19 protein-coding genes, 1 riboswitch and 1 other annotated feature are annotated in these 18235 nt (G+C 38.2%); of the genes, 8 read left to right on the forward strand and 11 right to left on the reverse strand.

All coding sequences use genetic code 11. The features are described from left to right. Nucleotides 1-67 precede the first annotated feature (67 nt). The 4 genes from ACMGGO_RS20170 to ACMGGO_RS20185 all read right to left on the reverse strand — a co-directional run bounded on the left by ACMGGO_RS20170 (nt 68) and on the right by ACMGGO_RS20185 (nt 1670). Nucleotides 68-448: a DUF423 domain-containing protein gene (locus ACMGGO_RS20170; protein ID WP_259949403.1), complete on the reverse strand. Its 381-nt coding sequence runs from the start codon at nt 446-448 to the stop codon at nt 68-70. 26 nt (nt 449-474) lie between these two features. Continuing rightward, complete coding sequence (locus ACMGGO_RS20175) at nt 475-741, reverse strand: YwdI family protein (RefSeq protein ID WP_420282177.1); 267 nt, start codon at nt 739-741, stop codon at nt 475-477. Next, complete coding sequence (locus ACMGGO_RS20180) at nt 741-917, reverse strand: hypothetical protein (protein WP_048393435.1); 177 nt, start codon at nt 915-917, stop codon at nt 741-743. The genes ACMGGO_RS20175 and ACMGGO_RS20180 overlap by 1 nt, the downstream gene beginning before the upstream one ends. Nucleotides 918-992: 75 nt before the next feature. Beyond that, nucleotides 993-1670: a uracil-DNA glycosylase gene (locus tag ACMGGO_RS20185; RefSeq protein WP_281216979.1), complete on the reverse strand. Its 678-nt coding sequence runs from the start codon at nt 1668-1670 to the stop codon at nt 993-995. A gap of 175 nt (nt 1671-1845) precedes the next feature. On the opposite strand from ACMGGO_RS20185, the gene thiD reads away from it, so the two are divergent. Further along, entirely contained in the window at nt 1846-2676 is an 831-nt protein-coding gene (gene thiD, locus ACMGGO_RS20190) for a bifunctional hydroxymethylpyrimidine kinase/phosphomethylpyrimidine kinase (RefSeq protein WP_420282178.1), read from the forward strand. 44 nt (nt 2677-2720) lie between these two features. Here the strand turns inward: thiD and ACMGGO_RS20195 are convergent, their stop codons facing one another. Next, the gene (locus ACMGGO_RS20195) at nt 2721-3269 is read right to left on the reverse strand and encodes an acyl-CoA thioesterase (RefSeq protein WP_420282179.1); all 549 of its coding nucleotides are present in this window, start codon (nt 3267-3269) and stop codon (nt 2721-2723) included. Between the two features lie 196 nt (nt 3270-3465). Here ACMGGO_RS20195 and ACMGGO_RS20200 point away from each other — a divergent pair, with 196 nt between their 5' ends. From ACMGGO_RS20200 to bshB2, 3 genes are all read left to right on the forward strand, one after another. Then, the gene (locus ACMGGO_RS20200; RefSeq protein WP_048393429.1) at nt 3466-3747 is read left to right on the forward strand and encodes a hypothetical protein; all 282 of its coding nucleotides are present in this window, start codon (nt 3466-3468) and stop codon (nt 3745-3747) included. A 558-nt stretch (nt 3748-4305) separates the two neighbouring features. Next, nucleotides 4306-4656, forward strand: coding sequence for a YojF family protein (locus ACMGGO_RS20205; RefSeq protein ID WP_004225428.1), 351 nt, complete (start codon nt 4306-4308; stop codon nt 4654-4656). A 13-nt stretch (nt 4657-4669) separates the two neighbouring features. Next, nucleotides 4670-5359 carry a bacillithiol biosynthesis deacetylase BshB2 gene (gene bshB2 / locus ACMGGO_RS20210; RefSeq protein WP_115674186.1) on the forward strand — a complete coding sequence of 230 codons (690 nt, stop codon included), beginning with the start codon at nt 4670-4672 and terminating at the stop codon, nt 5357-5359. 41 nt (nt 5360-5400) lie between these two features. On the opposite strand, the gene ACMGGO_RS20215 is transcribed toward bshB2, so the two are convergent. Further along, nucleotides 5401-6144 (reverse strand): TerC family protein, encoded by a 744-nt coding sequence (locus ACMGGO_RS20215; protein WP_131520759.1) that lies wholly within the window; start codon nt 6142-6144, stop codon nt 5401-5403. Nucleotides 6145-6433: 289 nt separating this feature from the next. On the opposite strand from ACMGGO_RS20215, the gene ilvA reads away from it, so the two are divergent. Together ilvA and ACMGGO_RS20225 are read left to right on the forward strand one after the other, a co-directional pair. Further along, nucleotides 6434-7696, forward strand: coding sequence for a threonine ammonia-lyase IlvA (ilvA, locus tag ACMGGO_RS20220; protein WP_054549125.1), 1263 nt, complete (start codon nt 6434-6436; stop codon nt 7694-7696). A 340-nt stretch (nt 7697-8036) separates the two neighbouring features. Further along, nucleotides 8037-9344 carry an IS1182 family transposase gene (locus ACMGGO_RS20225; RefSeq protein ID WP_420282180.1) on the forward strand — a complete coding sequence of 436 codons (1308 nt, stop codon included), beginning with the start codon at nt 8037-8039 and terminating at the stop codon, nt 9342-9344. A gap of 642 nt (nt 9345-9986) precedes the next feature. On the opposite strand, the gene ACMGGO_RS20230 is transcribed toward ACMGGO_RS20225, so the two are convergent. From ACMGGO_RS20230 to ACMGGO_RS20240, 3 genes are all read right to left on the reverse strand, one after another. Next, nucleotides 9987-10781 carry an ABC transporter ATP-binding protein gene (locus ACMGGO_RS20230; protein ID WP_420282181.1) on the reverse strand — a complete coding sequence of 265 codons (795 nt, stop codon included), beginning with the start codon at nt 10779-10781 and terminating at the stop codon, nt 9987-9989. Further along, nucleotides 10774-11802 (reverse strand): ABC transporter permease, encoded by a 1029-nt coding sequence (locus ACMGGO_RS20235; protein ID WP_420282182.1) that lies wholly within the window; start codon nt 11800-11802, stop codon nt 10774-10776. Before ACMGGO_RS20235 ends, ACMGGO_RS20230 begins: the two co-directional genes overlap by 8 nt. Nucleotides 11803-11886: 84 nt before the next feature. Next, nucleotides 11887-12903, reverse strand: a complete 1017-nt coding sequence (locus ACMGGO_RS20240) for an ABC transporter substrate-binding protein (protein ID WP_420282183.1) — start codon at nt 12901-12903, stop codon at nt 11887-11889. Nucleotides 12904-13224: 321 nt separating this feature from the next. Continuing rightward, a riboswitch (PreQ1 riboswitch) is annotated at nt 13225-13269 on the forward strand. A 6-nt stretch (nt 13270-13275) separates the two neighbouring features. Here ACMGGO_RS20240 and ACMGGO_RS20245 point away from each other — a divergent pair. Next, nucleotides 13276-13758, forward strand: a complete 483-nt coding sequence (locus tag ACMGGO_RS20245) for a QueT transporter family protein (RefSeq protein ID WP_048393417.1) — start codon at nt 13276-13278, stop codon at nt 13756-13758. Nucleotides 13759-13826: 68 nt separating this feature from the next. Then, nucleotides 13827-14026, forward strand: a binding site (T-box leader). Nucleotides 14027-14084: 58 nt separating this feature from the next. After that, the gene (trpB, locus tag ACMGGO_RS20250; RefSeq protein WP_048393416.1) at nt 14085-15248 is read left to right on the forward strand and encodes a tryptophan synthase subunit beta; all 1164 of its coding nucleotides are present in this window, start codon (nt 14085-14087) and stop codon (nt 15246-15248) included. 43 nt (nt 15249-15291) lie between these two features. Here trpB and ACMGGO_RS20255 read toward each other — a convergent pair whose 3' ends face one another. After that, a complete protein-coding gene (locus ACMGGO_RS20255; protein ID WP_420282184.1) occupies nt 15292-16911 on the reverse strand; it encodes a long-chain fatty acid--CoA ligase in 1620 nt (539 codons plus the stop codon). A gap of 188 nt (nt 16912-17099) precedes the next feature. After that, the gene (locus ACMGGO_RS20260) at nt 17100-18053 is read right to left on the reverse strand and encodes an L-threonine 3-dehydrogenase (protein ID WP_004225462.1); all 954 of its coding nucleotides are present in this window, start codon (nt 18051-18053) and stop codon (nt 17100-17102) included. Nucleotides 18054-18235: the final 182 nt, after the last annotated feature.

Here is an 18235-nt window from a genome sequence, read left to right on the forward strand (position 1 = left end):
TCTTTGAAAGATGACTCATAACAAAGAAAAACCCCCCTACAAATAATGTAAGAGAGTCAGCTTAAAATTAGCGAGCATGCTTGATAGCAGTTAAAATAATAAGTAGCCATCCAGCTAAGAATAGTACGCCACCAATTGGTGTAATAGCTCCTAATACTTTAATACCACTTATCGCCAGAACATATAAGCTCCCAGAAAAGAAAACAATACCAAGGTTAAAGAAAATACCTGCTAGATTTAATTGTTTCACTTCACCTAATAGTTTAGAGCTCATTAACAGACCAATGATTAGTAATCCTGTAGCGTGAAACATTTGATATTGAACAGCCGTTTCCCAAATACCTCGACTATATTCATCTAAAATTTCCTTTAAAGCATGTGCACCAAATGCACCGAATGCTACTGCTAATAGGCCATGAAGAGCACCTGTCACGATAAATCTTTTCATTTTCGTTACCCTACCTTTAAAATGGATTAAAAATCAAAAATGGAATCGCCATTGGCTCCATCTTCTTCAATCTTTGCTGTATATAAAGTGGATGGTTTTGACTCTGATACAAGCATTTGCGGTACATACTTATGAGGAGTGATAGATGGTGCATCACTCGAAGAATCTAACACCACATCACATAATGCTCGAATGGCTGTAAGTGCCTCACGAATTTGCTGATCATTTCCCGCATTTTTTGCGTAAGATAATTGTTTTTCAAGTTGCTGTATAACGGCTTGATAAGAAATCATTACATTCTCCCACTTTCTACTTTTGGTACGAATTTTAAACAATCTACACCCGAGGATTGCTTCACAACAACGGATGGTATTTGCTTTGTTTTAAAGCCATAAGCTGCACATGCTCGTGGGTTTTGAGGGTCCCAGGTTACTTTAAAAAATTGACACTTAAAACAATTCACCTTCATCAATGTCCCTCACTTTCTTCTATATTAAATGTAACATGATTGCTAAAGCGTATAAAGCAAACGATTTGTGCCAATCTATGCTAAACACCAATCAATCGGCTGCTTGCCCCACTCCACTAATTGTTGATTTATCTTTGAATAAGGTTTACTACCAAAGAATCCTCGATAAGCACTTAATGGACTTGGGTGTGGCGCTTCGAGTATGACATGTGGTGTTTTATATTTTCGGATTAATTGCTTTTTGCGTTGCGCTGGTTTGCCCCACAATACAAAAATTAGTGGTTCTTCCCTTGCAGCTAATAGATCGATAACAGCATCGGTAAATTGCTCCCACCCTCGTTCTTTATGGGAATTCGCTTGTCCTGCTCGAACTGTAAGCACCGTATTTAATAGCATAACACCCTGTTCAGCCCACTTTGTTAGCGTTCCATTTTGAGGAATTGGACAGCCTAAATCATCCTGTAGCTCTTGAAACATATTCCGTAAGCTAGGAGGATGTGGAATACCTGGTTTAACAGAAAAGCTTAGCCCATGCGCTTGATTAGGCCCATGATAAGGGTCTTGTCCCAAAATAACAACCTTCACATCATGATATGCTGTTGTATAGAATGCGTTCATCACATCATTGATTGGTGGATAAATAGTTTGTGTCGAATATTCATTTGCGACAAATTGACGTAGTTTTTGATAATATGGTTTTTCTAATTCTTCTTTGAGTACTTCTTGCCAATCATTCGGGAATACTTGTTTCATCGTTCTTTAAGCCCCTTTCTCTTCTTACAACGGTACAAAAAATTAATGATGAATTCAAGCATCAGTTGAAACTGACCATATAAAAATATAGTATTCTGGCTATTTTTATAGAATCAGAATCGGACTATACTAGATGTTAATTTTATAACTCTTAACGATAAAGGAGATCCTTTACATGACTCTAAAAAAAACATTAACAATTGCTGGTTCAGATACATCAGGCGGTGCAGGAATGCAAGCTGACCTTAAAACATTCCAAGAGCACGGTACATATGGGATGGTGGCATTAACAGTTGTCGTAACAATGGACCCTAACGGCTGGACACATAACGTCACACCTTTGCCAACTGATTTACTACAAAAACAAATTGACACAGCACTTTCCACAGGAATTGATGCCATTAAGACAGGAATGCTCTCAACAGAAGAAATTATTCGTATTGCTGGAAAGGCTATTGCAAATTCAGGGACTAAAAATGTTGTCATCGATCCTGTTATGGTATGTAAAGGTGACGATGAAGTACTGAATCCAGGTAACACAGATGCCATGATTCAGCATCTTTTACCACTAGCAGCGGTAACAACACCAAACCTTTTTGAAGCTGGACAATTAGCTGGCACAGGTACACCAAAAAACATTGACGACATGAAGATTGCTGCTCGTAAAATCCATGAACTAGGAGCTAAAGCTGTTGTCATAAAAGGTGGAAAAGCCCTAGCTACTGAAAAAGCAATAGACTTATTCTTTGATGGTGAAACATTCTACTTATTAGAATCTGAAAAAGTTGCATCTACAAATAACCACGGTGCAGGCTGTACTTTTGCTGCCTCTGTCACAGCGAATCTTGCGAATGGACTTACTATTAAAGATTCTGTCATTGAAGCAAAAGAGTTTGTATCGGCAGCTATTGCACATGGCTGGGCGCTAAATGAATATGTAGGTCCTGTCATGCATGGAGCGAAATCACGCTTTGGTGCTCCACAGGTAACAGTAACAGAAATATAAGGATGAAAGGGATGTCTCAAAGTCATTTGAGACATCCCTCTTTTTTACATATAATTCTCCATCTTTTCTAGCCGATAATCCCATGGATCATTCATAGATATAAATTGCGCTAATGCTTTACTTTCCTTTTTACGTTCAGCACGGGCCTTCGCTCGTTCTGAAGCTGTTTCATGCAATTTTGTCTCTTCTACTGTTTCAGGTATTACTCGTGGGACCAGTGCTGGCTTGTTATTTTCATCCAATGCCACGAAAGTTAATAATGCAGTCGCTGCCACCTTTCTCTCCCCAGTTTTCAAGTTTTCAGAAATGACTTTAACAAAAACCTCCATAGAAGACCTTCCCGTCCAAGTTACATAGGATTCGAAATAAACCGAATCTGTTGGGCGAATGGGATGTAGGAAATCGACTGAATCAGTTGAGGCTGTAACACAATCTCTTCTGCTATGCTTTGCAGCTGAAATGGAAGCAACTTGATCAATATCGCTCATCAATCGTCCGCCAAATAATGTATTATGATTATTTACATCGTTTGGAAATACACGACTTGTACGCATCACTCTTGATTCCTTACAATATTTAAAGTCCTTATTCACTCTAATTCCCCCTCTAAACGTCTTGTTTATTCCTACTATAATGCTATATTTAAATGGAAAAATCAATGTAATTATTAGAAAATTACAAATACTAAACAATTATTTAATGATGAGTATTTATCCGATAAAGATTAAAATTGGACAAGATACGTTAATGCCTCATACCCCATATATTAGCTGTATGGGAGGGGAAAAAATGAAAAAAAACAAGGTAGAAGACTTAACGGAAGAATCAGGTTTACTAGCTGGAGAAATCACCTCTTCAAAAGTTGAAGTAATTGCCTCCATCATATTAACACTTGGTTACTCATTATCCACCCTTGCCACAATATTGGCTCTGCAGGAGGAGGAAGAATTGGCACAAGCCAAAACTACTGAAACCCAAGATCAAAATCTTTATATGAAGCAAATGTTTAAACAATTACAAAATGTTAATAATCGTTTAGATACAATAGAACGAAAGCTCAATCGATACTAACAAATACATAGCCTACATTAATTTTCAATAAAAAACCGCGACTCTCCGTCATAAAGAAAGTCGCGGTTTTTATTATACTATGATAATGAGCTTCATTTTTCTTCCCTTTTTCACAGCCACCTTGCATAACCTGTTCAAGGAACGTCATCTATTGTACCAAGATAGAATTCATTATTTCTGAAATAATACTACCTTCAACAGGTGGAGCTGTCTTCACACACAAATTAGGAAGAAGTCATGGTTGCAATATCTTTTCAGATGTGAAAACGGATACAATGCGAAACGACACAGTTTGTACATATTTATTTTCACACTCCCTATATTGATACATTACAATAATTTTTTCAAGAATATTGCTTAAGAACTTGTCATAGATTTAGAGATGATGATTTATTTCTCTGGATGCTACGATTCATTTTCACACTCTCAAAAATTTGGACCAAATGGCGCTAAGGTTTGTAAATATAAATCATCAATTTTTTTATCAAAGCAATCAATTTCCCTTTGCGAATTTTTTTTACTATACTTAAAGGAGAAATGATCGAGAGGAGTGTTAAGATGCAAGAAGTACAAGTAGAGACGTTGCAAAAATTGCTGAATTCTTTCGCCAACAAAGACGTTTATATTCATCTTGAGACGACAAACGGATCTTATGCAGCACACTATGATGAACAGTTTTTTAATGCAGGTGCTTTTATTCGCAATGCTAAAATTAACTATGAGCTTGCTAAGGTTGTAGATAATGCACCTCATCGTGTGGGTTTAAAATTACCTCATGGCTGGGTTTATGCTCAAGGCATTACACATTTTGAATTAGATGATTTAGGCCGTTTATTAATGGCTGGACTAGACTACTCTGGAAAATTGGCGATTGCGCTTGAAATTAGTGAAACGCCATTTACTTACTAAGGGGGACGACTATTTGAATTTACAACCACAACGTCATATTTTAATTGTGTACCCTCACCCAGATGATGAGGCTTTCTCAGTTGCGGGAACCATCGCCTACTATACAAAGAAAATGAATACACCTGTTACATATGCCTGTTTAACATTAGGCGAAATGGGACGTAATTTAGGTAATCCACCCTTTGCTACACGCGAGTCTTTACCTGAAATCCGTCGTAAGGAATTGGTTGCAGCGGCAGAGGCAATGGGTATTCAAGATTTACGCATGCTTGGTCTACGTGATAAAACAATAGAATTTGAAGATGATGAGAAAATGGTAAAACTAGTGGAAGGGCTAATCGAAGAACTAATGCCTTCTTTAATTTTCACATTTTTACCTGGCTTTGCTGTTCACCCAGACCATGAAGCAACAGCACGTGCTGTAGTTGAAGCTGTACGTCGTATGCCAAAGGCTGCTCGTCCACAAATATTCGGTTGTGCATTCGCCAATGATACGATTGAAAAAAATGGTGAACCACATGTGGTCTATGATATTCGGGAAATGCGAATGGACAAATTAAAAGCATTACAAGCCCATGCGTCTCAGACTGGTTGGATGATGCAGGAGACTGAAAAACGTATTGATGACGGCGAACCAATGAGCGAGAGCTGGCTTAATGTTGAAAAGTTCTATATTGTTGACCCAGATAAATATGTAAAATAAATAAAGTACTGTTCTCATTTTTGGAGAACAGTACTTTTTAATTAGGCAGCTCTTACTCTCTTCATCATATGCACAATGATCGTGATGAAAAAAGCAATCACTAAGAAAAGGAAGAATAAATAATGAGGGATGTGGATATTGAAAACACTTACTAACATTTTTAAGCCGATGACACCTATAATTATGAAGGCTGTTGCTTCAAGCTCTGGTATTTTTTCAATGATGATTAAAAAAACACCTGCAATCGTCCTCATCATTAATATTCCTAACATCCCTCCAATTAAAAGCACCCAGACCTGATCTGATATCGCAAACGCAGCAAAGATTGAGTCAATTGAAAAAGCAATATCCATTAGCTCAACAGAAATGACAGTTGCCCAAAACGTGCCGAAAAGACGCACCATCCATCCTGACCTCTTTACCTCTTTTACACTATCCTCATTCCCTATGTGAAGGAAATGAGCTACACAAAGCCAACCTAAATACAAAGCACCTAATACTTTAATAAACCAAAATTCTACTAGATAAACACCTATGCCAATAAATAAAAATCTAAAAAAATAGGCACCTAGCATACCATACATTAATGCCCGTTTTCGCTGTTTATCTGGTAAATGTTTCACTAGTACCGCTAATACCAGTGCATTATCTGCCGACAGCAAACCTTCTATAATAATTAATGAGGATATTAGTCCCCAGGAGACAGGGTCCATTAGTACTTCTTGCCACATCGCCAAATCAAAAAACTTCCAATATGTTGATAAAATTCCTTGAATGATTTCCACTACATACCCTCCTACTTGTCCTAAGCTAATCTAGTATATGCTTGACCATTTTTGTTATGAGAGTAGTATTTTTTAGATTTGAAACAACAGATTTTCTCCCCTTAAATTGAGCTAATTCTAGGTCTGAGACATTGCTTCTTTATAAAATAATTAGCTATATCAAGATAAAACGCTTACATCATAAAATAGACACGGAAAATTTAGAATTTACTAAAAATTAATCACAAAAAGCAAATAAAGTGTGCTATCATAGATAAATGTTTTAAACGTATAACGGAGGATGAATACTATGGAAGTTGCTGATACTAGAACCGTGCAAGTGGAGAATGTCCTGATTGCACATCATTTTTTAAAAGATGTAGTTGTGCACACACCACTACAAAAAAACGACTATTTATCCGAGAAATACGGAGCTAATATTTATATTAAACGCGAAGATTTACAGCATGTACGCTCATTCAAGCTTCGTGGTGCCTATTATAAAATTAAAAAAATCGAGGATGAAGCACGCAATGCTGGGGTTGTCTGTGCAAGTGCAGGCAATCATGCACAAGGTGTAGCTTATGCCTGTGCCCAATTAAAAATTCAAGCAAGCATTTTTATGCCACAAACAACGCCGAAGCAAAAAATAGACCAAGTACGTATGTTTGGACGTGAATATGTGGAAATTATTTTAGCAGGAGATACATTCGATGATTCTGCTGAAAGCGCGTTGAGCTATTGTGAAGAGCATGGTAAAATCTTCATTCATCCATTTGATGATTTTGATGTCATTGCTGGTCAAGGAACGGTAGCGGTAGAAATTATGAATGATATGGAGGAGCCAATCGACTACGTATTCGGAAGTATTGGCGGTGGTGGCTTAATGTCAGGCGTGTCTGCCTACATTAAAAATCTCTCTCCTGCTAGTAAAATTATTGGTGTGGAGCCTGCTGGTGCTGGTAGTATGAAGGCTGCCTTTGCTGAAGGTGGCGCAGTTGCTCTTGATTGGATTGATAAATTCGTTGATGGTGCTGCAGTAAAATGTGTCGGTCACCACACTTATGATGTTTGTCGTCGCTATTTAGATGATATTGTTCTTGTACCTGAAGGCAAGGTATGTACGACCATTCTAGATCTATATAATAAACATGCGATTATCGCTGAGCCTGCAGGAGCATTATCAGTGGCAGCTCTTGATTTTTATAAAGAAGAAATTAAAGGTAAGTCAGTCGTTGTCATCATCAGTGGTGGGAATAATGACATTGGACGAATGCAGGAGATTAAAGAAAAGTCACTTATACACGAAGGATTACTTTACTACTTCATCGTCAGCTTCCCTCAGCGTGCCGGAGCATTACGTCAATTCCTCACTAGTGTACTTGGACCAAACGATGACATTACTACCTTTGAATATACCAAGAAAAATAATAAAGAAAGTGGCCCTGCACTAGTCGGCATTGAGTTAGGTGATCGTGCTGAATATGAAGGACTACTTGCCCGAATGGATGAATTCGGCTTCAAATACAAAGAAGTAAACAACGATATTCAACTATTTGGCTTACTCGTTTAAAATGAAGAGCCTCACTTCTCTGAAAGTGAGGCTCAGACTGTAGACAAACTCAATGAATTTTGAGTTTGCCTACAGTCTTTTTTCTTTTACAATAAAATAAAGTAAAGCCGTTGATTTCCACTACGGGCGGACGCTTTCCGCGGGCGGGGTCGAGCTGCTTCCCTCGCTTCGCTTAGTCCAGGATCTCGACTTTCCCGCTTTTCCCGCAGGAGTCGCCACCCTTCGTTCCAATCAACTTCTACATAAAGAATTCCTTATTCATCTATTGATAAAAAGTACACTTTCGAGGTGATCAACCATGATGACGAAAAATTAAATCAATGAACGTGAACAATTAGAAATGCTAACGATTGATCAATTAGTTCCCCAAGATCATTTAGTACGAAAACTAGAGGCGGCTATTGATTTTTCATTTATCTATCCTTTAGTAGAAAACCTCTACTCTGCTAAAGGACGCCCTAGTATTGATCCTGTTGTTCTCTTTAAAATGACGTTTATTCAGTACGTTTTTGGTATACGGTCCATGCGTCAAACCATCAAAGAAATTGAAACGAATATGGCGTATCGTTGGTTTTTAGGGTTTGGCTTCCATGCAGAAGTCCCGCATTTCTCTACCTTCGGTAAAAATTATGTCCGTCGCTTTCAAGACACTGATATATTTGAGCAGATATTCTATCGTATATTAAAAGAGATTATGCATCAAGGACTCCTCCATGCAGACCATTTATTTATCGATTCTACGCATGTGAAAGCGAGTGCGAATAAACGAAAGTATGATAAAAAAGTTGTGCGAAAAGAAACACGGGCTTATGAAGAGAAACTTCAATTAGAGTTAAATATTGATCGTGAGGAACACGGAAAAAAGCCCTTTTCCCCGGAGAAATTTGAAAAAGAAGAATGGAAAGAAATAAAGGAAAGCACGACAGATCCTGAAAGTGGATATTACGTGAAGGATGAACGTACGAAACAGTTTGCGTATTCTTTTCATGCAGCGACAGATGAAAAGGGCTTTGTCTTAGGTGCCATTGTGACTCCGGGAAATGTGCACGATAGCCATGTATTGCAGCCACTTGTTGAAAGAGTCATTCAAAACGTTCAAAAACCAATCGCTGTTGCGGCAGATGCAGCCTATAAAACACCAGCGATTACGAACTTTTTATTAGAGAATCAAATGTTGCCTGTTCTTCCGTATACACGACCTAAAACGAAAGATGGATTCTTCCGAAAGCATGAGTATATATATGACGAGCATTATAATTGTTATCTTTGCCCACAAGGGCAGATATTGAAGTATGCAACTACGACGAAAGAAGGATATCGGCAATATAAATCGAATCCTTTGATTTGTGCGAAGTGTCCAAGCCTTTCCCAATGTACAGAAAGTAAGCATCATCAAAAACTCATTCAACGCCATATCTGGGAGTCGTATGTGGAGGAAGCTGAACATTTACGCCATTCCTATGACATCAAACAAATTTATGCAAAGCGCAAAGAAACGATTGAGCGTGTCTTTGCCGATGCAAAAGAAAAGCATGGTATGCGATGGACAACCTTAAGAGGTCTGAAAAAATTGTCCATGCAGGCGATGCTTACTTTTGCTGCCATGAATTTAAAGAAACTGGCTACTTGGACGTGGCAGGCAGCTTAAGAAGGTATCTATGCTCGAAGAGTATGTTGAATTTGGTAGTATATTACCAAATGTTAAAGATAAAATAGGAAGAAAAATGACAAAAGCCCATCGAAAGTGAACTTCTCGATGGGCTTTTGTCTACAGTCTGAGCCTCACTTCTCTGAAAGTGAGGCTTTTTTATGCATAAAGTTTATTGATCGTTTAATTTCCCTAAATAAAATTATTCAAACTAGTGCATGAGCGTTTTATATGATGTTGAAAAAACAATATTGTCTGCGGAAAGAGACATTCTGGCAAGGCGAGGGATTGATATCTGTTCCGCCAGCGTCCAGGTGGCGTCTGATGAGCCGCTAAATCCCCTAAGGGGCAACTCCTCTCCAATCAACCCTTTTAAAACTGTTCCTTTCATTTTCTATCATACTAACAATGCGGAAAAACGATGTGTGACAACGCTCCTCCATAAAGAGTAGTGAGGACCTTTGCTAAATTAATGTGCTGGATTGAAAGGCTACTAGACTCCCATAAGATAGATCGGCACCCCCCACACGTGAAATTAGGGAACCTGCAACGGTCATTCATTTACACCATTCATAAAAACACTATTGATGAAATTTTTTACACTATAAAAAACGCCCATACAAGTGTATGAGCGTTTCGATATTAACCTAATAGAGCACGGTCTGAATTCATTTTTTCCCCACGAATACGTTCAAACTCGGACATTAAATCAGGAATTGTTAATTCATGTTTGCGATCTTCACCAACTTCTAAAATGATTTGGCCATTGTCCATCATAATAAGACGATTCCCTAAATCTAATGCTTGCTGCATATTGTGCGTTACCATTAATGTCGTTAAATTATCTTTTTCCACTAAATACTTCGTAATACGAGTAATTAACTCTGCACGTGATGGATCAAGTGCAGCCGTATGCTCATCCAGTAATAAAATAGATGGCTTTGTAAAGGTAGCCATTAAGAGCGACAAAGCTTGACGTTCCCCACCTGAAAGTAAGCCTACCTTAGCAGAAAGACGATTCTCAAGATTCAAACCAAGCATCGCTAGCGATTCTTTAAAAAATTCACGACGCTTTTTGTCCACACCATTGCGTAGCCCTCTATGCTTATTTCGAGAGTATGCTAATGCTAGATTTTCTTCAATTGTCATCGTAGGTGCAGTTCCTGCCATTGGGTCCTGGAAGACACGCCCAATGTATTGAGAGCGTTTATATTCAGGCAAACTTGTCACATCATTACCATCAATCAATACTGTACCGAAATCGGGTGTTAAAGCACCTGAAATCATATTCATCATCGTTGATTTACCTGCACCATTACTACCTATAATTGTCACAAAATCACCGGGCTTTAAATGTAGGTTTATCTCCGCAAGTGCAATCTTCTCATCAGGTGTTCCTTCATTAAATACCTTATTAATACCATGTAATTTAAGCAAGGCCATTACCTCCCTGCTCTACTTTTTTTATTTGTGAAAGTTCTGCAGCACGTTTAGCTTTACGTTTACGTTCTTTACTCTTATTTATAAATTGCGGTAAGATCAGCGCCAAAATAACGATGATCGCTGTAATTAATTTCATGTCTCCTGAATCAAGGAAATCTACACGTAATGCTAAAGCTAATATAATACGATAAATGATGGCTCCTGCAATAACTGCAAACGTTGTACGGATAATAGTTTTAGTCCCAAAAATAGCTTCACCAATAATAACGGATGCGAGACCGATCACAATCATACCAATCCCCATACTAACATCAGAGAACTTCGAGTATTGTGCGATTAAAGCTCCAGAAAATGCGACAAGCGCATTAGAAAGACCTAGCCCCAAAATGATAAGTGTATCTGTATTTGCAGAGAAGCTGCGAATCATTCGTTTATTATCACCAGTTGCTCGGATAGCTAGCCCAACCTCTGTCTTTAAGAACCAGTCTGCTATTAACTTAATTAAAATCGTGATGATTAATACAACAATCAGCACACTCCATGTACCTGGTACATGCTGAAAGCCTATGCTTTTTAATAGGTTATTGATAGCATCATCGATCCCTAAATTACTCCAAAAAGATTGAAACTTTGAAAAGATTGTTTCAGAGTTTAGTAGTGGAATATTCGGGCGACCTATCGTATTTTCTGCAGTTAACCCCATGATACGTAGATTAATCGAATATAAAGCGATCATCATTAAAATTCCTGATAAAAGCGGATTAATCTTTCCTTTCGTGTGAAGAATTCCTGTCATACATCCAGCAATAAATCCAGCAACAATTGCCACTAAAGTCGCTAAGATTGGGTGGTAGCCAAGCAAAACCATTGTTGCTGCAGTTGCCGCCCCTGTTACAAAGCTTCCATCAACCGTTAAATCCGGAAAATCTAACACCCGAAATGTTAAATATACACCAAGTGCCATAATTGCATAGATGATTCCTTGCTCCACTGCGCCAAATAATGCTAAAAACATCGTTGAATCATCTCCTAAATCTCTTTATTATTTATATCACTTGTAAAATGAAGATAAAGCGGGGATAGTGCACCCCGCTTCGTTTTACTGTTCTAGAATTTCGGCACCCCAAGAATCTTTAATTTCGATGCCTAAATCATCTGCAACTTTTTTATTGATTAATAGTTTCAGATTTTGTGGGTATTGTGCTGGTGTATCGGCAGGTGTAGCTTCACCTTTTAAAATTTTCACAGCCATTTGACCCGCTTCATAGCCGATATCGAAATATTCAAAACCATAAGCGGCTAAACCGCCACGTGCCACAGAATCCAGTTCTCCTACGATTAATGGTAGTTTATTCGTATTGGCAACATCAATTACCGATTCTAATGCAGAAACTACTGTGTTATCAGTAATAATATAGAAAGCATCTACCTTACCAATTAGAGATTCTGTCGCTTGTTTTACATCTGCGGAAGTGGATGCTGATGCTTCTACCACCGTTAAACCTTGTTCATCCATAACCTTTTTCACTTCTGAAACTTGTGCAACTGAGTTTTGCTCACCTGCATTGTAGACCATCCCTACTTTTTTCGCCCCAAGTTCTTTTAGGAATGCTACTGTTTTAGAAATCGTTTCAGGATGTAAATCGATTGTGCCTGTAATATTTTTCCCTGGCTTTTCCATTGAGTCAATTAACTGTGCACCAACAGCATCTGTAACCGATGTAAAAATAATTGGAATATCACTTGTTGCTGTAGCAGCGGCTTGTGCAGAAGGTGTAGAGTTTGCAAAAATTAAATCTACGTTTGCACTTACTAGATTGTTAGCAATCGTTGTGTTAAGGCTATTATCTCCCTGTGCAATTTGTGGATCGTAGTCAACTTTTAAGCCTGCATCTTCAATTGCTTTTTTAAAGCCTTCCGTTGCTGCGTTTAACGATGGATGCTCAACAATTTGAGTAATCCCGATTTTATATGTTTTATCATTTCCACTCTCACTTGCATTGTTTGATTCATTTCCTTTTGAATCTGTTGTACCTGAGCCACTGCTACCACAAGCAGCAAGAAGCAACACTAATCCAAAAAGAAGGAATGACAACTTCTTTACATTGCTTTTCACAAATAATCCCCCCGATTATATTCTCGAATATCTATCGCACTTTATCCAAACAAAGTGTGAATGTATCGCTATATTATCGTTATTATCGAGCTCCGTCAACAACATTATGAATGTTCTGACTTTTAAAAGTGACAAAATATTTTAGTTTTTCATTTAATTCGGCGCTTTAAACCGCTAAACTACGCTGTTTTAGTTATTCGATTTCTTTTTTCAACATAGTAAAAAATATTTATGACAATTTTGCGACGATAGGACATTATAGACAAAGTCTGACATTTGACTTCTACTAGATATCTATAATAGAATATTTACTTGTGTGAAAGCACCGTGGTTCGTAACCATCCCACGAAAAAAAACTAAGGAGAAATGAATATGAAGATAAAATTTTTAGCAGCAAGTGGTATCATTGCAGCTCTATATATAGCTGTAACCATGCTTGTTGCCCCATTTGGTTTTACAGAGGTACAGTTCCGAGTATCTGAGATGTTTAACCATTTAGTGGCCTTTAATCCACGCTTTGCCGTAGGGATTATTATTGGTGTATTGATCTCTAATCTCTTTTCACCACTTGGCATTTACGATTTAGTTTTTGGTGTAGGTCATTCAATGATTACACTTGGCCTGTTTATTTTAATCTGTAAATTTGTCAAAAATATTTGGGCACGTTTAATTATTAATACATTGCTCTTTACATGTACTATGTTTATCATTGCCTTTGAGCTGAACTTGGCTTTAGAGTTGCCATTTTTCTGGACTTGGCTAACAGTCGCGGCGGGTGAATTTGTTGTATTAGCTGTAGGTGCACCGATTATGTATGTATTAAACAAACGCCTTCACTTTAAAAATTTGATTTAACTGACGGATCTTTTTAGATTCGTCTTTTTTCTTGACACTATTCTGAAAATACTCTACAATTCTTTCTAATAAATGCAAGGAAGAAGAGTAGTAGCAAGCATTGTTACTTTTAGAGAGCTGGTGGTTGGTGCAAACCAGTAGTACAGACTTGTGAATGGACTTCAGAGCAGCCTTATCAAATGTAAGGCCGTTTCGCTCCCCGTTACCGGAGCAGGAAAGCGCGCAAAAATTGCGAATGAAGGTGGCACCACGGTTACTCGTCCTTTTTATGAGGGATTGGAGTGGCTTTTTTTTTGGAAAAATTAGCATAGAGGAGTCGAGTTAAGATGAGTACAGTAGTAGAAAAAAAGGGATATTTCGGTGAATTTGGTGGAAGCTTTGTTCCAAAGGAGCTTCAAAATGTTTTAAATAGACTAGATGAGAATTTTCAAAAGTATAAAGAGGATGATGATTTTAAGCAAGAATTAGATTACTATTTCCGTGAATATGTCGGTCGTAAATCCCCTCTTTATTTTGCAGAGAATTTAACAAAGCAATTAGGTGGCGCAAAAATCTATTTAAAACGTGAAGACCTTAACCACACAGGCTCCCATAAAATCAATAATGTATTAGGACAAATCTTACTAGCTAAACGTATGGGAGCAAATCGCGTGATTGCCGAAACAGGGGCAGGTCAACATGGTGTAGCAACAGCTACAGCGTGTGCCATGTTTGGAATGGATTGCACGATTTATATGGGCTTGGAAGATACAAAACGTCAGGCATTGAACGTATTTCGCATGGAACTTCTCGGAGCGAAAGTTGTAGCTGTCGATAAAGGGCAAGGACGCTTAAAGGATGCAGTAGATGAGGCATTCGCTGACTTAGTAGAAAACTATGAAACAACCTTCTATTTATTAGGCTCAGCAGTTGGACCACACCCCTTCCCATCAATGGTTAAACATTTTCAATCAGTGATTAGCCGCGAAAGTCGTGAACAGATTTTAGAAAAGGAAGGAAAGCTGCCGACAGCTGTTCTTGCCTGTGTAGGAGGCGGTAGTAATGCCATTGGGGCATTTGCTGATTATATTGCAGACGAAGATGTTCGTCTTATTGGAATAGAGCCAGACAAAGCTGCTACCTTAAACGAAGGAACACCAGGAGAGCTACACGGCTTCAAATGTTTAGTACTTCAGGACGCAGAAGGCAACCCACTCCCTACCTATTCAATAGCAGCTGGTTTAGATTATCCAGGTGCGGGGCCTGAGCATAGCCATTTGAAAACAATCGGTCGTGCTGAATATGTGACCGTGACAAATGAAGAAGTTTTAGATGCCTTCCAAGTACTTTCTAAGGTTGAAGGTATTATTCCTGCTCTTGAAAGCTCACATGCAGTCGCACATGCTCTAAAATTAGCACCAACTTTATCATCTGAGGAAAGCATTATTATTAATATCTCTGGTCGTGGCGATAAAGACGTTGAACAAGTCTTCCACATGCTAACTAAATAACTCAAAAAAGAGCGACTTCCATTTACGGAAATCGCTCTTTTACCTATACCAATGATTTAGGATAAATTTCTGCTACATTATCTCGCAGCTTCGCTTTCAGGAATTTTCCGACAGATGTCTTTGGAATTTCTTCTAGAAAGACGACTGCATCTGGTACCCACCATTTGGCAAATTGATTTTCTAAAAAAGCAAGAAGCTCTGGTTCAGTTACTGATTGTCCCTCTTTCAATACAACACAAGCTAATGGACGCTCCTGCCATTTAGCATGGGGCATGGCAATGACAGCCGCTTCTAAAACGGCATCATGAGTCATCAGCGCATTTTCCAAATCAACAGAGGAAATCCATTCCCCACCTGATTTAATAAGATCCTTCGTACGGTCAGTAATTTTAATAAAGCCATCTGCTGTTCGTACAGCAATATCACCAGTATATAACCAACCATCTCGATAGGCATCTGCTGTTCGCTCATCACGATAGTATTCGTTGGAAATCCATGGGCCTTTTAAACGTAATTCCCCCATTGTTTCGCCATCCCAAGGTACCTCACCCGCCTCATTAATAATACTAGATTCGATACCTGCCATTGTCATCCCTTGCATCGCTCGAGCTTCAATACGTTTATCAATCGGCCAATCTTCCATCCATGACATATAATTAGACAATGCCACGATTGGTGTAGTTTCCGTCATGCCGTAGACAACAATATAAGGAATCCCATATTTTTCTTCAAATGTCCGAATGAGTCGAGTTGGTGAAGCCGATCCACCACAGCATATCGCTCTTAAAGAACTAATATCTCGTTCTTTCTTTTCCTGCTCCTGTAGGGCACCTATCCAAATGGTTGGAACACCAGCAGTTAATGTAACCTTTTCTTGTTCGATTAAATCCATTATTAATGCTGAAGTAAATTGCGGACCTGGTAGAACTTGTGTAGCACCCACATTGACACTAGCAAAAGGCAAGCCCCATGCATTTGCATGAAACATGGGTACAATCGGCATCACGACATCTCTTTCCGCAATTCCCATAGAGTCAGACATACTCAGCATGATACTGTGTAATACTAAACCCCGATGGGAATAGACAACCCCCTTTGGATTCCCTGTTGTGGCGCTTGTATAGCACATACCAGCAGGTGCTTCTTCATCAATATCCTCTGGAAATTGAAATTCTTCATCAGCAGTAGCTAATATGTCCTCATAGGATAAAACATTTTGTAATGTAGTCTTTGGCAAAGCTGGTTCATCCGTCATAATGATATAATGTTTCACTGTCTCAAGTTTTGGCGCAATATTTTCAATGATCGGTAATAAATCTACATCGACCATTAAAATCTCATCTTCTGCATGATTAATAATATAGATCAAATGCTCTTCTGATAAACGAATATTTACCATGTGTAAGATTGCCCCTGAGCAAGGCACAGCAAAATAAGCTTCTAAATGTCGATGCTGATTCCACGCAAAGGAGCCGACTTTTGTTCCTCTTGTCATCCCAAGCTTCGTAAGGGCATCTGCTAAACGACGCGTTCTTTTTGCCCACTGCCCATATGTTAAACGATGTATTTTGTGTGGGCTTGTCCGTGAAATAATTGATTTTCTTGCAAAATAGCTCTCTGCTCGTTTAAAAAAACTAGTTAAAACTAATGGTGCTTGCATCATAAAACCCATCATCCCTTCATTTGTGAATTTCCCCTTGTGAAATTATCATAGCATCAATTTAACTGAATACTATTAATATTCCGAATATTATTATATTTTAATTTCATAATTTAATCTATATATTCCAATAATTTTCTTTTATATATAAAAAAACGGATGAAGTCTAGTCTTCACCCGTTGCCTATCTATTATGAAATTGCTTTTTTATGCAGTTTAATTTTCAATTTTTCTAACATATCTACCGTCATTTTAGCTAAATCATATTCTGCTTTGAAGCCCCACTCTTTTTGAGCCGCTTCAATATTTAAAGAGTTTGGCCAGCTATCTGCAATGGCTTGACGAACAGGATCTACCTGATAGCTCATTGTGAAATTTGGTAAGTGTTTCTTGATTTCAGCCGCGATTTGCGAAGGTTCGAAGCTCATGGCTGTAATATTAAAAGCATTGCGATGAACAAGCTTACTACCGTCTGCTTCCATTAAATCTACAATAGCTTGTAAGGCATCTGGCATGTACATCATATCCATAAATGTACCTTCCTGAATATACGATGTATATTTGCCTTGTTCGATGGCTTCATAGAAAATTTCTACAGCATAATCTGTTGTACCACCACCTGGAGGTGTTACATAAGAAATTAGCCCCGGGAAGCGTACTCCGCGTGTATCAACACCAAAACGATTAAAGTAATAATCGCATAATAACTCACCCGCTACCTTATTTACCCCATACATAGTTGTTGGTCTTTGCAAAGTATCCTGTGGTGTATCTTCCTTAGGTGTAGACGGACCAAACGCACCAATTGAGCTTGGCGTGAAAAATTGCATATTTAACTCACGTGAAACTTCTAACGCATTCATTAATCCACCCATATTTAAATTCCAAGCTAACAATGGATTTCTCTCTGCTGTAGCTGATAATAATGCTGCTAAATGCATCATCGTATCTGCACCGAAGTCCTTTGCTAAATCATGCATTCTTTGTCCATCTGTCACGTCCAATATTTCAAATGGGCCCTTAGTATGTTCAAGCTTTCTAATGTCTGTAGCAAGTATATTGTCCTCTCCATAAATACCACGAAGTTTTTCTACTAGCTCAGAACCAATTTGACCAAGTGCTCCAGTAACAATAATCTTTTTCATTTCCCAAAACCTCCACATGTGAACAATTGTACTTTCTGAAAGTACAAAAATACATTAATAAACATTGATTTAATAACACTTTCAATGAAATTCATTATAATGTGTTCGTTTTGAAAATACAACAATTATATTAATAATATTCCTTACAAAGAACATACAATCCCTTATTCACAGTATATGAG

Origin of the sequence: Lysinibacillus sp. BNK-21, assembly GCF_048684915.1 — a bacterium.
GTDB classification, from domain to species: domain Bacteria; phylum Bacillota; class Bacilli; order Bacillales_A; family Planococcaceae; genus Lysinibacillus; species Lysinibacillus capsici.